At 68.3% G+C, this 17,687-nt stretch carries 16 protein-coding genes and 1 pseudogene; 3 read left to right on the top strand and 14 right to left on the bottom strand.

Annotation, left to right across the window (positions count from 1 at the left end; all coding sequences use genetic code 11):
* Positions 1 to 85: 85 nt before the first annotated feature.
* From AB0O01_RS02465 to AB0O01_RS02435, 7 genes are all read right to left on the bottom strand, one after another.
* A complete protein-coding gene (locus AB0O01_RS02465; protein WP_365310165.1) occupies positions 86 to 424 on the bottom strand; it encodes a DUF5958 family protein in 339 nt (112 codons plus the stop codon).
* A gap of 292 nt (positions 425 to 716) precedes the next feature.
* Positions 717 to 1,205, bottom strand: coding sequence for a carbonic anhydrase (locus tag AB0O01_RS02460; protein WP_365310163.1), 489 nt, complete (start codon positions 1,203 to 1,205; stop codon positions 717 to 719).
* Between the two features lie 156 nt (positions 1,206 to 1,361).
* Positions 1,362 to 1,982 carry a hypothetical protein gene (locus AB0O01_RS02455; RefSeq protein ID WP_365310161.1) on the bottom strand — a complete coding sequence of 207 codons (621 nt, stop codon included), beginning with the start codon at positions 1,980 to 1,982 and terminating at the stop codon, positions 1,362 to 1,364.
* Entirely contained in the window at positions 1,979 to 3,508 is a 1,530-nt protein-coding gene (locus tag AB0O01_RS02450) for a HAMP domain-containing sensor histidine kinase (protein ID WP_365310479.1), read from the bottom strand. Before AB0O01_RS02450 ends, AB0O01_RS02455 begins: the two co-directional genes overlap by 4 nt.
* Positions 3,509 to 3,627: 119 nt before the next feature.
* Positions 3,628 to 4,311 carry a response regulator transcription factor gene (locus tag AB0O01_RS02445; RefSeq protein ID WP_365310159.1) on the bottom strand — a complete coding sequence of 228 codons (684 nt, stop codon included), beginning with the start codon at positions 4,309 to 4,311 and terminating at the stop codon, positions 3,628 to 3,630.
* A gap of 91 nt (positions 4,312 to 4,402) precedes the next feature.
* Positions 4,403 to 6,265 (bottom strand): murein biosynthesis integral membrane protein MurJ, encoded by a 1,863-nt coding sequence (gene murJ, locus AB0O01_RS02440; RefSeq protein WP_365310157.1) that lies wholly within the window; start codon positions 6,263 to 6,265, stop codon positions 4,403 to 4,405.
* Positions 6,190 to 7,401, bottom strand: a complete 1,212-nt coding sequence (locus AB0O01_RS02435) for a peptidoglycan bridge formation glycyltransferase FemA/FemB family protein (RefSeq protein WP_365310155.1) — start codon at positions 7,399 to 7,401, stop codon at positions 6,190 to 6,192. Before AB0O01_RS02435 ends, murJ begins: the two co-directional genes overlap by 76 nt.
* A 295-nt stretch (positions 7,402 to 7,696) precedes the next feature.
* Between AB0O01_RS02435 and yidD the strand changes: the two genes are divergently transcribed.
* Both yidD and AB0O01_RS02425 read left to right on the top strand, forming a co-directional pair.
* The gene (yidD, locus tag AB0O01_RS02430) at positions 7,697 to 8,152 is read left to right on the top strand and encodes a membrane protein insertion efficiency factor YidD (protein ID WP_365310153.1); all 456 of its coding nucleotides are present in this window, start codon (positions 7,697 to 7,699) and stop codon (positions 8,150 to 8,152) included.
* 20 nt (positions 8,153 to 8,172) lie between these two features.
* Positions 8,173 to 8,514, top strand: a pseudogene (locus tag AB0O01_RS02425) (VOC family protein); the annotation flags it as partial.
* 320 nt (positions 8,515 to 8,834) lie between these two features.
* On the opposite strand, the gene AB0O01_RS02420 reads toward AB0O01_RS02425, so the two are convergent.
* From AB0O01_RS02420 to AB0O01_RS02410, 3 genes are all read right to left on the bottom strand, one after another.
* Positions 8,835 to 8,978 carry a hypothetical protein gene (locus tag AB0O01_RS02420; RefSeq protein WP_365310151.1) on the bottom strand — a complete coding sequence of 48 codons (144 nt, stop codon included), beginning with the start codon at positions 8,976 to 8,978 and terminating at the stop codon, positions 8,835 to 8,837.
* A gap of 328 nt (positions 8,979 to 9,306) precedes the next feature.
* Entirely contained in the window at positions 9,307 to 10,122 is an 816-nt protein-coding gene (locus AB0O01_RS02415; protein ID WP_365310149.1) for an STM4013/SEN3800 family hydrolase, read from the bottom strand.
* Positions 10,123 to 10,165: 43 nt separating this feature from the next.
* Entirely contained in the window at positions 10,166 to 10,915 is a 750-nt protein-coding gene (locus AB0O01_RS02410; protein WP_365310147.1) for a nucleotidyltransferase family protein, read from the bottom strand.
* Positions 10,916 to 12,607: 1,692 nt separating this feature from the next.
* Here AB0O01_RS02410 and AB0O01_RS02405 point away from each other — a divergent pair.
* Positions 12,608 to 13,537, top strand: a complete 930-nt coding sequence (locus AB0O01_RS02405; RefSeq protein WP_365310145.1) for a transcriptional regulator — start codon at positions 12,608 to 12,610, stop codon at positions 13,535 to 13,537.
* A 129-nt stretch (positions 13,538 to 13,666) separates the two neighbouring features.
* Here the strand turns inward: AB0O01_RS02405 and AB0O01_RS02400 are convergent, their stop codons facing one another.
* The 4 genes from AB0O01_RS02400 to AB0O01_RS02385 form a co-directional block, all read right to left on the bottom strand.
* Positions 13,667 to 14,602, bottom strand: coding sequence for a major capsid protein (locus AB0O01_RS02400; RefSeq protein ID WP_365310143.1), 936 nt, complete (start codon positions 14,600 to 14,602; stop codon positions 13,667 to 13,669).
* Between the two features lie 42 nt (positions 14,603 to 14,644).
* A complete protein-coding gene (locus tag AB0O01_RS02395; protein WP_365310141.1) occupies positions 14,645 to 15,124 on the bottom strand; it encodes a P27 family phage terminase small subunit in 480 nt (159 codons plus the stop codon).
* Positions 15,121 to 15,261 carry a hypothetical protein gene (locus AB0O01_RS02390; protein ID WP_365310139.1) on the bottom strand — a complete coding sequence of 47 codons (141 nt, stop codon included), beginning with the start codon at positions 15,259 to 15,261 and terminating at the stop codon, positions 15,121 to 15,123. The genes AB0O01_RS02395 and AB0O01_RS02390 overlap by 4 nt, the downstream gene beginning before the upstream one ends.
* Positions 15,262 to 15,896: 635 nt before the next feature.
* On the bottom strand, positions 15,897 to 17,669 hold the full coding sequence (locus tag AB0O01_RS02385) for a recombinase family protein (RefSeq protein ID WP_365310137.1): 1,773 nt from the start codon (positions 17,667 to 17,669) through the stop codon (positions 15,897 to 15,899).
* Positions 17,670 to 17,687 lie beyond the last annotated feature (18 nt).

Here is a 17,687-nt window from a genome sequence, read left to right as displayed (position 1 = left end):
GGGTGCGGCGGAACCGGATGGGGGTGGGGGTGCTGCTTGGGGGTGACGTGGGGGCGACGCCGGGTGCGGGGTCGGGCGGGCGCCGTCAGAGTTCCGGACCGGCCGGAGGCAGATGGTGCCAGGGGTGGCCGCAGGCGCCCTTGCAGTGTGTCTCCCTGCGGCGGGTGTCCGCGACGGCGAACACGGAGACGAGGACACGGAACGCCGTCACATGCTCGTCGGCGGGGAGCCGGGCGAACCCGTAGCGGGGCGGGTCCATGCAGATCATCACCGAGGGGTTCGCCGTGGGCTTCACCCCGGAGAGCGCGACCCCCGCCCGGCCGTCCGCGGCCGTGATGTGCGCCTGCATGGCGTATCCGGCGACTTCTATTCCATGGCACCGCGCCCACCGGCCCCGGGCTGCGCGAGCGCGGTCGTGAATCACAGGTCTTCGGCACCTCCGGGGTGGCCACACCGCACGACCCCGGCACCCGACCGGGGTGAGGTGCGGCGGCCACCGGCACGCGGGGGAGCCTGCGGCGGCGGACGCGTACCGACTCCGTGCCCTCGCGGACCGGGGCAGTCGGCGGGCGCCCCCGCTCTCCCCCCGCCCGCCGCCGCGCCGTCGCGTCCTACGGATCCGGCGGCAGGGGGTGCGGGCCGGGTGGGGCGCCGGGGCCGCCGTATCCCCGGTGGCCGCGCCGACGCACCCCGGCCCGGTCAAGCAGCCGCCCCGCTCACCTCACCTCCGTCAGCAACCCCGTCTCCACATCGAAGACGAACCCCCGCACATGCTGCTTGTGCGGGACGAACGGGTCCGCCTCGATGCGGCGGACCGACTGGCGGACGTCGTCCTCCAGATCGGCGAACGCCTCCGGGGCCCACGGCGGGCGGATGCCGGTCTCCTTCTCGATGTCCCGCTTCAGATCGTCGTCCCGGAAGGTCTGCATTCCGCAGTCGGTGTGGTGGATGAGCATGATCCTGCGGGTGCCCAGCAGCCGCTGGCTGATCACCAGCGACCGGAGCGCGTCCTCCGTCACCGCGCCGCCCGCGTTGCGGATGACATGGGCGTCGCCCTCCTTCAGTCCCAGCATCGAGAAGATGTCGAGCCGTGCGTCCATGCACGCGACGACCGCCAGCTTCCGTGCCGGGGGCAGTGCCAGGGCACCGCCGAAATCGGCGGCGTACGCCGCGTTGCTGACCAGTGATTCGTCCACGACCGACATCGTGTGACCTCCCGTTCCGGGCGTGCGCACCCTGCGCCGTCCGGGGGTGAAGCTATCGGTACCGACTACCGAGAGTGACCGTGAACACGCGGGCTGCGCGGCCGATGACGAGGGATATCCCCTGCGTGGCCGTGGGGCCGGGGCCGCCCAATGGGCTCACGAGGTCCACTCGTTCGGTGTCGGTTCCTCCGGTCGCGGCGGTGCGAGCGAGGGGCGGACCGTCGACGGGACCATGTCGATGGCCGCGTCGCAGGGGGTGCCCTCCATGGTGCCGTCGGTGCCCGCCAGCACGATCTGCGTCCAGCCACGCCGGTCATGGGCGAGGGCGGCCGTGCACACCACCTGCCGCAGGGCGGTGGAGTCGAGCGAGGCGAGGGCGAGCGGCAGCCGGACGGTCAGCGCGAACTCGCCGTCCACCGACACCCGTACCGGGCGGCCGGGCGGGAGCCGCAGGGGTGTGCTGGTGAGGCCCGTCGCGCGTTCCTCCGGTGTCGGGCCGTCGAACAGGGCCTCGACCGCCTCCGCCACCAGCACCGGTGGCTTCGGCGGCAGTTCGCTCCAGGTCCGGGCCCGGAACACCGGGACCAGCCGGCCGCTGGGGGAGCGGAGGAACAGCATCATCCAGTTCTCGGGGGAGAGGGTCAGATCGATCACCGCCGGATCGCCCGCCTCCACCGGGTCGGTCGCGCTGATCCCGCACCCGGCGAGCAGCGCCCCCGCCAGGACCGCCGCTCCGGCCCGCCGCACCCCCGCCGTCACCGACACCGGAATGTTCACGCCCTCCGCTCCTTCCGACGGGTCGGCTCGGGAGGCCCCGGCCGCTCCTCGGGCGCCTCCGCTGCGTCGGTCAGGGGGAGCGTCACCGTGAACACCGCGCCCGGTCCGTCGGGGCGGTTCGCGGCGTCGATGGTCCCGCCGTGCAGCCGTACGTTCTCCGCCGTGATCGCCAGTCCCAGACCGCTGCCGGTGGAACGGATCCTGGCCGGGTCCGCCTTGAAGAAGCGGTCGAAGACATACGGCAGCACCTCCGGGCGGATCCCCGGACCGCTGTCCACGACCTGCGCGCACAGCCGTGCCGCCCCGTCGGCCCCGGCCGGCTCGCGGCGCAGCCGTACCGTCACCGGGGTGGCGCCGTGCCGCAGCGCGTTGCCGACCAGATTGGCGATCACCACATCGAACCGGCGCGGGTCCAGACGGGCCCGGATGCCGTCCGGGAGGTCGGTGCGGACCCGGTCGCCCCAGTGCCGCCCGGCCAGCGTCCGGCGGATGGTCTCGGCGACATCGACCTCGTCCGTGTTCAGCTCGGCGGCCCGCGCGTCGAACCGGGAGATCTCCATCAGATCCTCGACCAGCACCGCGAGCCGCCCCGTCTCCGTACTGATCAGCCGCACCGCCCGCGCGGTGTCCGGGTCGAGCCCGGCCGCGTCCTCGTCCAGCAGTTCGGTGACCGCGAGCATGCCCGCCAGCGGGGTACGCAGCTCGTGCGAGACGTCGGAGGCGAACCGGCGGGCCCGGGTCTCCGCCTCCCGCAACTCCGTCACCGACCGCTCCAGCGCCGCCGCCGACTCGTTGAACGTCCCCGCCAGGTCGGCGAGTTCGTCCCGGCCCTTGACCGGGATCCGGGTGTCGAGGCGCCCGCTGCCCATGCTGAGCGCCGCCCCGCGCAGCTCCCGCACCGGGCGCAGCACACTGCGGGCCGCCAGCAGCGCAGGCACCAGCGCCATCGCCAGCCCCGGCAGCGCCCCGTTGCGGGCGGCCGTGACCAGCGCGTCGATCTGCATCCGCTCCTCGTCCAGCGGCAGGACGGCGTACATCACCAGACCGGTGTCGATCTCGCTGTGCTCCATCAGCCCGATCACCACGGGCATCCCCACCACCAGATACGGCCGCCCGTCCTTGACGACCCGCTGGAAGCTGCCGTGCGGACGGCTCGCCGCCCGGCTCCGCAGCTCGTCGGTGACGACCGTCGACACCGGGCTCGTCCCCGACGAGACCCGCACACTCGTGCCGTACTCGGCGAAGACGTACAGCGTGCGCGGCTTGCCCAGCTTGGCGAGGGAGCGGACGGCGCTCTGGAGCCCGGCCGGTTCGATCGGCACCTGCACGGTGTACTGGCGGATCTGGTCGCGGAACGACGACACCGCCGTGTCCTGCGTCGCCTGGAGCACCGAGTTGCGGGCCTCGCGGTAGGTGAGCGCGGCCGTGGACACCGCGGTGACCAGCGCGACCAGCAGGAACGCGAAGACGAGCCGGGTCCGCAGGCCGATCCGCGTCCGCCGGGGGCGCCGAGTCCGCGGCCCGATCCGGGTCCGCGGCCCGGTACGGGTCGGTGGGGTCCGCGGCCCGATCCGCGTCCGCCGGGCCCGCCGGGTCCGCAGCCCGGTAGCGGTCCGTCCCCGGCTCTCCGCAGTTGCCTTGCGCGTCACAGCGGCCCGAACCGGTAGCCGAATCCGCGCAGGGTCTGGATGTAGCGCGGCACGCCCGGCTGGTCCTCGATCTTGTTCCGCAGCCGCCGCACACACGCGTCCACCAGCCGGGCGTCCCCGTGGTAGCTGTGCTCCCACACATGCTCCAGCAACTGCTGACGGCTGAACACCTGCTCCGGCGCCGCGCTCAGATGCAGCAGCAGCTTCAGCTCGGACGGCGCCAGCGCCAGCGTCCGCCCCGCCTTGGTCACGGTCAGCCCCCCGCGGTCCAGGACCAGTTCCCCGTGCCGCTCCACCACCGGCCGCTCCGCGCCCGGCGCGTCGATCCGCCGCAGCACGGCCCGGATCCGCGCCTCGATCACCTCCGTCCGGGCCGGTTTGACGATGTAGTCGTCGGCGCCCGCCTCCAGACCGATGACCACGTCGAAGTCGTCGCCGCGCGCGGTGAGCATGATGATCGGGAGCTGCCCGGCGTCCCGGACCCGGCGGCACACCTCGACCCCGTTGACCCCCGGCAGCATCAGATCCAGCAGCACCAGATCGGGCCGGAACAACGGCAGCGCGGCGAGCCCCTCCTCACCGCTCGCCACGGCCGCCACCTCGTGACCGCGTCGGCGCAGCCCCAGCTCCACCCCCTCGCGCACGGACGGATCGTCCTCGATGAGCAGCACGCGTGGCACGGCGGCCTCCCCCTTCACCCTTCGCACTTCACACTTGATCGACATGTCGTTCCCGCGTCCGTCCGCCCGTCCCGCCGCGCTTCGGCGGTGCTCAGCCGGGTGCGGGCCGCCTCCTGATCCTCCGTACGGCCCCGGAGACCGCGGTGTCCAGTTCGGCCAGGCGCAGCGGCCGGGCCAGGGCGACGAAGACCGCGCCGACCACGAGGGCGCCGACCGCCGCCGCGCCCACGGCGCCCACCGCGCCGGTCGCCCGGGTGGCCGCCAGACCGAGGCCCGCCGCCGGTACCGCCGCCAGCAGCAGCCGCGCGATCGTCCCCGCCGACGCCGAGCGCCACAGCGGCTCACGGCGGTGGCGGGGCCCGGCCCGCCGCGAGTGCCGGGCACGGCGGCCCGCGACGGCCCCGGACGGTGGCGGCAGCAGCCGCCGGCGCAGCGCCGCCGCCGTCACCACCCAGCCCGCCAGCAGCGCCACCGAGTACGCCCCCGCCATCCCCGTCACCGCCCACCGCACCGGCAGCAGCGCGTACGCGGCCACCGCCAGCCCGGCGTTGAGTACGACGATCACCAGGTTCAGCAGAAACGGCGTCCGGGTGTCGCCGAGCGCGTAGAACGCCCGGGAGAGCACGTACTGACCCGAGAATGCCACCAGCCCCGGCGCGAACGCCACCAGGATGCCCGCCATCAGGGCCACCTCGTCCGCGCCGGTCCGGCCGTACCCGTACACCAGCGTCATCAGCGGCTGCGCCACCGCCAGCAGGACACAGGCCGCGGGCACGATCATCGAGGAACTGGTCCGCAGCGCCGACGACACATCCCGGCGGACCGCCATCGGATCGTCGTCGGCCGCGGCCCGGCTCATCCGGGGCAGCAGCGCGGTCATCAGCGAGACCGTGACGATGCCGTGCGGCACCGCCCAGAGGGTGTACGCGTGGGTGTACGCGCTGAAGCCCGCCCCGCCGTCGATGCCCAGTTGCGCCGCCCGCTGCCCGGCCATGGTCGCCAACCGGGTCACGACCCAGTACGCGGCCTGGTTGGACAGCACCAGCAGCACCAGCCAGCCCGCCGCCCGCAGCGGCCGGGTCAGCCCGCTGCCGCGCCAGTCGAACCGGGGCCACCAGGAGAAGCCCGCCCGCCGCAGCGACGGCACCAGCGCCAGCGCCTGCACCGCGATCCCGGCGGTGGTGCCCCACCCCAGCAGCGCCCGCTCCCCGGCGGTCAGCGTGCCCCCGTCACCGGCCGCCAGATACAGCCCGAACACCGCGATGACGACGACATTGTTGAGGACGGGCGTCCACATCATCGCCCCGAACCGGCCCCGCGCGTTCAGCACCTGCCCCAGCACGGTGAACAGGCCCAGGAAGAAGATCTGCGGCAGACAGCACCGGGCGAACGCGACCGTCAGCTCCGCCTGCGCCCCGCTGTACCCGGTGTACAGGGCCATGATCTGCGGGGCCGCCGCCACCGCCGTCCCGGTCAGCGCCAGCAGCGCCACCGCGCACACCGTCAGCAGCCGCTGCGTGTACGCCTGCCCACCGTCCGCGTGCTCCTTCGCGGCCCGCACCAGCTCCGGCACGAACACCGCGTTGAGCGCGCCGCCGATCAGCAGCATGTAGACCACGGTCGGCAGGGCGTTGGCGACCGCGTAGCCGTCGGCGGTCAGCCCGATGCCGAGCGCCGCCGCCACGATCGCCGACCGGGCGAAGCCGGTGGCCCGGGAGACGAGGGACCCGGCGGCCATGAGCATGCCGCTCCGGGCGAGGGAGGGGGAGGGGGAGGGGGACTTGGGCGGCTGGGGTGATGTGGAGGGGGGTTCCTCCGGTGGGCGGGGTGGTGCGGGGCGTCGTCTCCGGCCGGCCGGGGCCATCGCGGGTACCTGGCTCACCGGCGCGCCAGATAGGCCCGGAAGGCGCGGTGGAGCGCCTGGTTGGTGGTCCCGCCCAACGCCCTCTCCCATTCCCCCAGCGTCTCCACGACGCTCCCCCCGGTGCCGAGCTTCCAGCGCAGAAGCCCGTACGAGCGGTCCGCGGGGTCGAGTGTGGAGGGTACCCCGCGCATGTCGTACTCCTGTGCGCCGGACGCCTGGGCGTCCAGCAGCATCCGCCACTGCACCGCGTTCGACGGTCTGACCTCGCGGCGGTGATCGGCGGAGGCGCCCGTCTGGTACCAGACGCGCCGGCCCACCGTCACCAGGGTGTGCGCGGCGAGGATCTCGCCCCGGTGCCGGGCCAGATACAGCCTCATGCGGCCGGGCTCCTCCGTGTTGAGGGCCTCGTACTGACGCCGGTAGTACGCCAGGGAGCGGCCCAGCCTGAACCCGTCCCGGCGCTCGGTGATCTCCAGCAGCCGGTAGAACTCGGGCAGTTCGGCCGCGCTGCCGACGACCACCTCGACGCCCTCCTTGCGGGCCCGCCGCACATTGCGCCGCCACTCCTGGTTCAGCCCGCCCCACAGCTCCTCGCCGCCCCGCCCGGCCAGCGGCACCCGGAACACATGACGCGGCTGGGCGTCACCCCCGCCCTCCGCCTCCCCGCCGCTGCCGCAGCGCCGCCAGCCGCGCGCGTGCAGCCGGTCGGCGACGGCGGCGCCCAGCGGGTCGACCGCGCAGTCCAGCACATCGGCCAGCCGGCGGCCCGGCCCCGCCGCCGACTTCAGCGCCCGCGCGGACCAGCTCCGGTACGGGGGCGTGGGACCGATCCGGACGGCGAAGGCGCCCGCCTCGCGCAGTTGCGCCAGCAGGGGGTCGAGCCAGGTGTCGATGCCGGGGTCGGACCAGTCGGCCACGGGTCCCTCCGGGAGATAGGCGAAGTACCGCCGGGTGCCGGGGAGCTGACGCAGCAGGGCCAGTGCCACACCGGTCAGGCCCGGCGCCCCCGCCGCCGGGTCCGGCCCCCAGCCCAGCAGCAGCGGCCGCCAGCCCTGCTTGACCTCGGCCCAGGAGGGGCACTGGAGGAAACCGGCGCCCAGCGCGGCGCCGCGCGGGGACGCCAGGAACGCGCGGTACGTGGCCGCGCCGATGGCCTGGAGCCGGATCCCGGGCGTTCCGGCGTCCCGCTCCCGTCCGCCCGGGTCCGTCACTAGCAGCGCTGACACAGTGTGAGCCGCCTTCCGGCCGTGATCCCGCGGCCAGCCGGGCGGCATGGCCGGGCAGGATGCTCACAGCGACCCGTGACGGTCCCGCGCGGGGAATGTGACCGGACCATGACCGTTCCCGGTCGGCGGCCGTCACGCACCGGTCCCGGGACGGCCAGGGGTGGGCGGCGCCCGGAACGTTCCCGTCCGTTCCCCGGGCTCCGTCGTGACGCGCGTTACCTTCGGCACCTCGCGGGGTCACCGGCGTCGATACTCAGTACGATCAAGGCTCGACCGCACATGGGGGAAACACCAGATGGCATGGCGCCGCGAGAACCACAACGACCGCAGGGACGACCGCCGCAGGCAGAAGCCCAGCCGCATGGACAAGGCCGAGGGCTGCGCCGACGGATGCAGCTTCGGACGGGTCTGCTGCCCCGACCTGATGCTCGTCTCCCTGCTCACCCTGGTCATGCCCGGCACGCGGACCCGTGGCGGCGGCCCGGTCCCCGGCGCCGCCGATCACGCCGCGCCCCGCCCCGGCGGCCGGGTCGCCGGAGCCCTGTACGACGGCGTCCGCCAGTACCGCACCAAGGTCAGCCCCACCCGCCCCGCCTGCTGCCCGTACACCCCGACCTGCTCCACCTACGCCGTCCAGGCCCTGCACCGGCACGGCGCGCTGCGCGGCGCCCGGCTCACCCTGGGCCGTCTGCTGCGCTGCCGCCCGGGAGCGGCCCGCCGCCGTGGATTCCAGGACCCCGTGCCCGAGTGACGGCCCTTTAGGATCCCGGCATGGCCCTACGACCCGTGCAGGTGAACATCAAGGCCCTCGACGCCCCGGCGGTCGGCCGGTTCTGGGCGGCGGCGCTCGGCTGGAGCGCCCACAGCCCCGGCGGCACCACCGTCTATGTCGGCCCCGCCGGTGACCTGGTCTGGCCGGACCCGGTCACCCTGGGCATCGATGTCGTCCCCGTCCCGGAACCCAAGCCGGCCGTGAAGAACCGGGTCCACCTCGACCTCGCCACCACCTCCGCGGCGCATCAGGCGGACCTGGTGGCCCGCCTCCGGGACCTCGGGGCGACGCCCGTCGACGTGGGCCAGGGCGAGGTGCCGTGGACGGTGCTCGCCGACCCCAACACCTTCAACTACCGGTTCTGAGGATACGCGCACGTCAGCGCCAACAACAGAGCCCCGCCCGGCACTTGGCCGAACGGGGCGTTTTGCTGTCTGGGGGTGGCGCTACGTGGTGCCTAGGTCATCCTCCGGGGTTGCCCATGCCCACAGTTCCACCGCATGTGCGGGGCACGCGTACAGGGTCACTCCGGGGCCACTCTGACGCTCGATGTACCGGACGGGGACGGGGGCGTACGTCCATCGCTTGCAGCGGCAGCAACGGGCCCCGGATGACTCCGGGGGTTCGTTGCGCAGCAGTGCGGCGATGAACTTGGGGGCGGTCATGCCGCTGCCTGTCGGGTGATGACGCTGCCGAGTGGCATGGTCGGGTGGTCGTAGTCGACACCGAGTGCGGCGAATCCTGCGGCGTAGTACCGCTCACGCTGTAGGTCGGAGAGTTCGCGGGCCCGTTCGTCCTTGAACACTGCCCGTACTTCGTGTGCTGACGGTCCGGTCCAGGGGGCGGACCATGCGGACACCGGGGCGGGGTCAGTCGGGGGCTCAATGCGGGCCGTAGGACGGCTCACCGGTTTCACGACGGCCCTGTGCCGCCCTGTTCCGGGGAGGCATAGGGAAAGCAGGGTGCGAAGGCACGCCACAATGGCGCGCACGATAGAGTTGCGCACGGCGACAGCTCCTAGCAGTGGTGTCGTCAGGCGGCCCCGGGTAGTCGGAGTGTTACCAGCACTCTGCCGGGGCCGTTTTTTGTTGTCTGAGAAAACTAGCATCAACCGGAATGCGGCCGGAAGCCTGTCAGGGCGTCTGCCTTGAGGCAGGCATGACCGATTCCGAGTAGGGGACACTCCACACGGATGGGTGGGCAATTCCATGACCGTGATGACCGTCTTCTCCGAAGGCTTCACCATGGTCCGCGCAAAGTAATACTAGCCAGGGCCCTAAGTCCGGCATGACGGCGAACAATCGGCCTAGCTCGGTGTCAACGTATGCGAGAGCCGCGCATTGGCTTTCCCAGGAATCCGCGCTTTCCCCCGGTAGATACATGTGGTGCGGGGTGTGAGTGGCTGAAATGTTGAGGAACAGGAAAAGGAGCTTTCCTGGTTTCTGCTCGGCCAGAACGTTTAGAGCGATATCTACTTGATGTCGTGTGGAGTCCGGGCAGTCTGTCCCCGTGTCCGGACTCCAGTAACTCTCCTGGAACAGCCCTGGCAAGACGCGGCCCAACTTGGTCTGGTTCGAGAAGAATCCGACTCCGCCAATGCACGCGGTTCGGTATCCGATACCGGAAAGTCCGCTCACGATGTTGGGGGCGTCGAATACGAATGTGCGCTTTTTGATGGTGGTTCCGCGTACCGCGTAGCAGGCAAATAACCTTCCGGGTCGCGCGGGGCCGGACGGGACCGGAAGGAATCCGGAGAAGAACGCCATATGCGCGGGCAGCGTGAAGGACCCTTGTGTACGGCGTTCTTCCCATAGCCCGCGAGCGAGCACATTTTCCAGATTTGGAGTTCGGCCACCGTGTGTCGTTGCCCGCGCTACGTCGTAGCGTAGTGAGTCGAACGTGACGAACAGAACGTTGTGACTTCCGATTACCTCGTTCGCGTCAATCACGGACTCTTCCTTTCGACTCCGTGGGCTAGCGATGGCCCACGGTTCAGATGGTGGGGTCTGTTGTCAGGAACTCCGGAGCGAGCACGCCCCCCGCTTTCCGAACTTCCTTGGATGCTTCGATCACGTCTTTCACTGTGTCGATTCCGCGCCAGTAGCCGGACAGTCGATAGCCGATAAGGCGGTTTTCCGTGGCGAGTCGGGGAAATGTGCTGTCTTCGTGGTCACCTTTGTCGGGGAGCATGGCGACCACTTCGGGGTTGAAGACGTAGATTCCGGCGTTGATCCAGTACGGGAGTTCGGGCGACTGGACAAATCCCCGAATCCGGTTCTCGTCGCCGAGATCGGCTACGCCCCAGTTGGAGCGGTACGGGGAGAGTGCGACCGTGACGGCGCCGCTGTGCTTCTCGTGATAGGCCGAGAAGTCCACCAGTGAGAATGTGCTGATTACGTCGCCGTTGAGCACGAAGAACGGCGACTTGGGATTCGGGAGCCGATGCGCGGCGAATTTTAGACCCCCGCCACGACCCAAGGGTTCATCCTCGATGGCGTAGCGAGTCTCGATGCCGAAGCGTGAGCCGTCGCCTGCGTAATCCGAAATCATCTCGTGCTTGTATCCGCCGCTGATCACTACAGATTTCACCCCGTGTTCTGCGAGCCATGCCAGTTGGTAGCCGACGATGGGGGCACCGGCTACGGGGACCATGGCTTTAGGTGCGTCGTCGGTGTACGGCCGCATACGGGTTGCTTGACCACCCGCCAGAATCAAAGCCTGTGTCACCAGCGTTGCCGACATGTCGTGTGCTCCTTTTGCGATCCAACGGGTTTCCCTTTGAAACCTGTTGGGACATTCTCGCAGCAATCAGTCTGGAACGTGCGGAACTTGGGGCCGTCCGACTGCCGCTGTCCCTCGTTGGCAGTCGGACGGGGTTCGGATGTGCCCGGCCCCGTTCCGTCACGACGGGGCCGGGCATCCGCTCTCGCTCGAACACCGGCCGTGATGGTTACCGGCACTCCCGGGAAGTCCCCGACGAAAGCGGAGTGGTGCCCCGTTCCTGCCGGGATTCCGATAGGCGGGGGAGCCTGTTCGATGCGTCCGGCAGGAACGGGAATCTAGGTGCGGCACACCATGCAGAGCGCGAAGCCGCACGACCCGCTCAGTACGGCGATCAGAAGTGGCCCGGTGACCGCTGCGGCGAACTCCCGGAACCGCTTCACGACCACCGCCCCCGTTGGCGTGCGCGCTGGAGTTTGGCCAGGGCGACCAGTTGGCGGGCCTCGCGTTCCGTGCCCCGCCTCAACCGGGCGAAGTCCACGCGCCAGATGAATCCCGTGGGCCGCTGCAACTCGACCCAGCGGCCGTCAAGGTTCCTTACTGTGCCGGGCATTTCGTAGTCTCGATCGAACACGACCGTGCCGATGACGATTTCATGCGGGGTACGGAAGAACGGGTGCGGCCGGCTCGCCCGGGTGGGGGCCGGACCGGGGTTGCGGCTTGTCACAGCGGCCGGCCACCCTCACGGCGCTTCCGGTTGTCCTCACGGACCAGCTCACGCAACCGGGCGAGGGTCTGACTGTCCCCCTCGGCGGTGGCGGTCTGGTCCGTGACGCGTCGGTGCGGGTGCTGCCGGATCGTCTCGTCCGCTGCCCGTTCACTGACGGCGCTTCCCAGTTTTCGGGCGGAGTCCCGGGCGGTTGCCGCCGCACCGCACACGGTGCACCCCTCGACCGGGACAGGCTGTAGCAGGGGCACGTTCAGTGCCATGGGGTTGGGCGGGTCAGTCATCGATCAGCCTCCGTAGGCCGGCCTCAACATCTCTGAGCACCAGCGAGGTCGGGACCGCGTAGCCGGTCCGTGGCACCCACTCCGGGGCGAGACTCCAGAACCCACCCGCCCGTACCAGGGCAGCCAACTTGTCTACGTCATCGCTCTCGGGTGCCGTCTCGTGATCCATGTCCGGGGTCCCTCGCCGTGGCGCTCCTTGCTCGCACTAGGCAACCGTGTGGTCACGCACGGCGGTACCGTGGGGAAGACGGCAGGAGATAAGAGCGATAAGCGGTCTGAACACGGGAGTTGGGGCCAGTGACGACACGGCAGCCGAACACAGCGCTTGAACGGTTGCTCCGCGAGAGCAGGTGGACCATGCGACAGCTCGCCCAGGCGGTCAACCGCATCGGGACCGAGTACGGGACCCCCCTCAAGTACCGACAGCCCTCCGTGCACCAGTGGCTGAGCGGCCATCTGCCGAAGGAAGCGGTCCGGCCTCTGATCTTGGAAGCGTTCGCCCGGAGGCTGGGCCGACCCATTGCGCACTCTGAGGCAGGATTTCCAGCGCCCCCGGAAGAGTCGAACACCCATCCGGCTACCGTGGACGGGCTAATCGACCTGGGGAGCCAAGACATGGACCCCTCACGTCGAATTGTCCTCGGCGCAGGGGTCTTCTCTGTGGCTCTAGCTATTCCTGGTTGGCAAGATGTAGTCGATCGAATGGAAGCCATCAGAATTGACCCACAAAGGCGGATTGGGCAGCGTGAAATCCAAGGCGTGACGAAAATGACGGACCGCCTAATGGATCTCTACAGTGAATTCGGTGGACGCTACGCACGGCCGATGGCTGCGGCATTTTTGGTCAATACAGTTGCCCCGAACCTGAAAGCGAATGCCTCAGACGAGAACCGCAAGGCGATGCTTTCCGCCGCCGCCTTTCTCAGCTATCTGACCGGATGGATGGCAGTAGATGAAGGGGCGCATGGTCGAGCACAGCAGTACTACGTAAAGAGCTTGGAGCTTGCGGGGGTCGGCAGTGATCGCATGACCTATTGCCATGTCCTACGCGGGATGTCGGTACAGGCCGCAAATCTGGGGCACGGTACGCCAGCCGTAAGGCTTGCGAATGCTGCCGCCGAGTCATCGCCCGACTCGACTCCCCGGATGCGGGCATTTCTCACCGGCCAACAAGCACACGCGTATGCCCTTGCAGGCGAAAAGGTAAACGCATTCAATAGTTTGCGCGAGGCGGAGCGCGCTGTAAATCAGGCCGAAAGCAGACCGGAAACGTTTGGTGGCTTCAATTCGGCAACGCTGGCCTACATCACTGCGCAAGTGCGAAACGCATTGGGCGACACAAAGGGGAGCATTGAGTCGCTAAACGAACATTTCCCCCTACGGGATTCCACAGACAAGCAGCTAACCAAACTGCTATTTAGCTCTTTCCTTGCAGAAAGGCAATTAAAAATCGGCCATTTGGAGGCGGCGTGCACTACTTGGAATTCGATCTTGGATGAGTACCCGGCGATCCACTCGGGCAGGATTGATGCACAATTGGCGAAGGTTCCTTCGTTGCTTTCTCCTTATCGGCTGAACTCGACCGCACAAATCACTGTCGAGCGCTCCCGTGAGCTACTCCTCCCAAAATGAGGAATTCCGGCCGTGACAGCACCTTAGGCAGGAAAAGGAAACCGAACCCTCTGAAGCCTGCTGGAAAAATTAGAAAACCCCCGCACCCGGTAACCCGAAGGGCTATGCGCACGGGGGTTGGTCATGTGTTCAGCCGTTCAAAACACCTCTGAGTCGAGCGGCAGCCTTTCCGCCGAATACGGCAATCCCGCAGTAGAACTCGATGCGGGTGCGATAAACCGGCTTGTCGTGCGCCTCGCCGAGGTCCGTAACCTGAACCCCGCCGTTCGTGATGCCGGTAACCGCCGAATTGGCCTCAGTGGCTCCGAAGCGCACCGCGTAAATGTCGCCGGTCTCCTTGCCGTCGGCACCTACGGTGAGGGGAAGGACATCCGTGCCGTCCAGTCGCTGACCGGCATCGAGCAGTGGAATTCCATTCCATGTCGTGGTGCTCTTCCCCATGATGTCGCTGAGCAGTAGTTCACTGCCTCCCAATCGGCGGAACCCCGACCGGATCTGCGCGATGAGCTGACCGTTCATGTAAAGCGCGCCATTAGATCCGTTGATTCCGCGCACGGAAGCTGCCAGCCGGTCAAGTGCATCAAAGAACTCATGCCCGTTAGCGACCGGCCCGACGCCGTTGGTGTCGATCACCTGACGCCCGATCAGCCGCTTACGCAAACCGTCGAAACCCTTGGGATCTACTACCGTGTCCCCGTTGAAGAACTGGTCTGAGAAGTGAATTGATGCAGCCTTGACCTTCATCTCGGTCTGCACGGCGCGCTGGTCAATTACGTTCCCTCGTGTCCGCGCAATGAAGCGGTCTACGTCTGCGTCTCCGCCGAGGATCGCCAGTGTTTCGATCTTCCGGTTCACCGATCCGGTGCTTTCCGGGTATGCCTCATTCACCGAACGGAACGACACGCCGGGAAGGGTAGATTCCTCGTTGTACGCGTAAGCCGAGCCCTCAAAGCTGAGCAGCGGAAGGCGGTCAAGAATGGGCGACTCTTGAACGAACATCTCAATTACCGCCCTGCGAAGTTCTTCGGTAGTCAGCTTCGCGGATTCGGCAAGGGTCAGTGCCACGATGTGTTCTCCTTGTTTGTTGATGGATTACTGACAGTCTGGTCAGTCGAAAATTCCGTCGTCGTCTTCATCGAATTCCGGGGGCGTGATCGCGCTGCGCGAACTCGGGGACAGATCCAACTCCCTGATGTACCGGGCAAGCTGCGTCCGGTACTGGCCCGCAATCGTTGCGGCCCCGTTCTTCACGGTGCCCCGCTCCGTGGTCACCATGAGCCCACGCAGGGACAGTTCCCGCTCCGCCTGCCAGAGGCGAGCGACCGTGACGCAATACTCGATGGCGGTTTCCCGTTGCGAGTCGGTCAGTCCCGCAGCGACCACCAGGGCGGGAATCGTTCTCGCCCACACATCGGCTGCCTTGTCCCGCACATCCTTCGACGCGTCACCGGGCAGCAACTCGGACCAGTCGGGTTCCAGCGGTTCGGACGGACCGAACCACACGCCCTCGGGATTCCGGTCGGGCCTAAAGGTCCCTTCCCGAACCGCCTGAATGTGTGGCTTGGGCTTGCGCCCGACCGGGGTCACGCGTCGCCCCACTTGACGCAATAGCCGTACGCGCCGAGGACAGCAGCAACCCCGATGGTCCGGGAGTAGCGATTGAGGACCACTCGGACCCCGGGTTCCGCCACCTTGTAGCGGTAGATGCGTGGCCAGTGGTACATGGAGCCCTCCACAGAAATCGTCAGTTTGACCATAAGGGTTTTTTGCCTCCCTGCCGCTCAACTGGGGCTCGGGGAGGGGGCACCCGCCTGGTTCGTCAGAACGGCGGACGCTCGGACTCACGGCGCGAACGGTGCTCGGCAGCGAACCCGCCTGGTTGATGCCGTGCCGTCTCGCGGTTGTGGCACGTCGTGCACAGCGGACGGAGCCGTGACCATGCGTCCGGGTTCGGCTCGCCTGGCAGATTGCCTGAGGCACCCAGGGACGGGGCAGCGGCTACGGAGCTTACGTGGCGCGGGCGTCACCTCCGTTCTCTCTCCAGTAGTGGAGGGCGAAGGTTTCCCGTGATCCCGGCAGTGGAGTGTTCCCGGGTTCTCCAGTAGTGGAGGGCGAAGGTTTCCCGCGAGGCAGCAGGGGTGACGAGGTGACGAGATAGACCCCGTTCCTGTTTTCTCTATATTTTCTCTACGTGTTCAAAAAATGGGGGTGTTTTCACCACCCCGTCACCCCTCTTGCCCGCTGAGAGGCTGCACCGGGGGGCGGCGGCCCCCAGGAACCACCCGCGAAAGCCCTGTACGCCCGTGTGCGGGCATGCACTGCCCCGGTGGATGAGAGGGACCACCGGGGCTCTACGGGCTCACACAAGGACTGTTTCGGGCTCGGGAGTGTGCTCGGGCTCCGTCGCCGTGGGGGCATCGGTCTCTGCTACGCGGAGCGTGTGACCCGGGATGGTCGGAGCCTCCTTTGCCGGGTCCGTCTCCGCTGCGGTTACGTCGGCGAGGGCGGCAAGTTCATCCACCACTGCGTTCAGCTCACCGCGCATGGTGAAGTCGACGCGCCGGGTGTCCAGCTTCCGCCACCCGCCCGGAGTGCCGCGCCGTACCTCCAGCCGCACCCCCGCTTCAACGAGCATCGATCGCCGTCCCGCAGTGTCTTTCCCCGCCCACTCGTCGGCGAACGTGCGGCCGGTCGGGGTGGCTTCCCGGCGGGGCTCGATCTTTTCCCGGGTCTCCAGCTCGGCTATGCGGTTGTCGAGTGCGTCCGCGCGTCGCTGCCATTCGGCCGCGGCATGCTTGGACTTCTGGCGGCCCTTCTGTTCCTGGTGCTCCGTGAACTCATTGAGGGTCGCGAGTAGCTCGGGCTCGGGGTCGTATCCGGGGATCTCGATCACGGTTCTCGTCTCGATCGGCCCGACCAGCCGCAGGAATTCTGCTGTCACGTAGTCGTCCGTCCAGTCTCCCCGGATGCTCGCCGGCTTGTCGCACCTGTCGCCTCGGGCGTGCGCGTTGCACTTGTACGTGGGGTGCTGGTTTTTCTTGCTCTCTTGCTTGTTGAGGTACATACGGCCCCCACAGCTTGCGCAGTGGATGACCCGCAGCAGCAGTGCGTCCGTGTCTTTGCGGTCCGTGTTGTCGATGCTGCGCGAGTCGAGCAGTGCGCCGATGCTGTCGAATTCCTCACGGGTGAAGATCGGGAACTCTGTAGCCATGACCGGGTTGCCCTGGTCGTCGCGTACCGGCTTGCCCTTGTGCATCTTCCAGCCGAGCAGTGCAGGATTCTTGAGCATCCGGGTAATGACTGCGGGGTTCCAGTTGAACGCGTCTTTGCTGAGTCCAGTCTTTCCGCCCGGCTTGCCGCCCGTGGTACGGCCTTTCTTGATTGCCCAGTGGTCGCGAGGGCTCGGAATCCGGTCCTCGTTCAGACCTACGGCTACTGCTGCGGCTGTCTTACCGTCGAACAGTTCTTTGACGATTCGCAGGATGACTTTTACGGCGTCCGGGTCCTGGACGAGGGTCCAGCCGACTCCGCCGTGGTCCTCGGGCATCGGGGCGGGCATGTAGCCGTACGACGGTCGGGAACCGCGCCACCGGAGAGCCATTTTCCGGATTGCAGCCATGGCGCCGGTAACCCGGTCGCTGATGCTCTGCGCTTCCACCTGTGCGGCGAACGCGAACAGCATCATCATGAGGTCGGACATGATGTCCGTGGGGTTGCGGAAGTCGAAAACCATGGGCGGACCCCCGCCGATACCTTCGGCGAACACCAGCACTTTCCGGTGCTTCTTGGCCCATTCGGCGAGCGTGTACATGTGGCCCATGGACCGAATGGCGCGGTCGAACCTCCACCAGACCAATGCATCAAAGCTGTCCGGATGGGCGAGCCACTTCCCAAGCTCGGGGCGGTCAAAGGGGCTGGTCTTGCTGGCCGACACGTCAAGGTCGACCGCTTCCCGGAGCTGGTCACCTTCCCCAAAGTCGATGCCGAGGGCCCGTGCTGCGTTGTCGTCTGCCTCGCGCTGCCGTTCGGGGCTGGTCGTCTCGTCCGTGAGGACGGACAGGCGGACGCAGCGCACGCCCCGGAGGGTCGTTTCGAAGACTGTCCCCACCAGGGGGTTGCGGGTCGTTTCCATGGACCCTGTGGAGGGCGA

The sequence above is a fragment of the Streptomyces sp. NPDC093252 genome, from assembly GCF_040683675.1.
Classification (GTDB): Bacteria; Actinomycetota; Actinomycetes; order Streptomycetales; family Streptomycetaceae; genus Streptomyces.
Note: the sequence above shows the minus strand (reverse complement) of the source record. Positions and strands in the feature narration are given on the sequence as shown.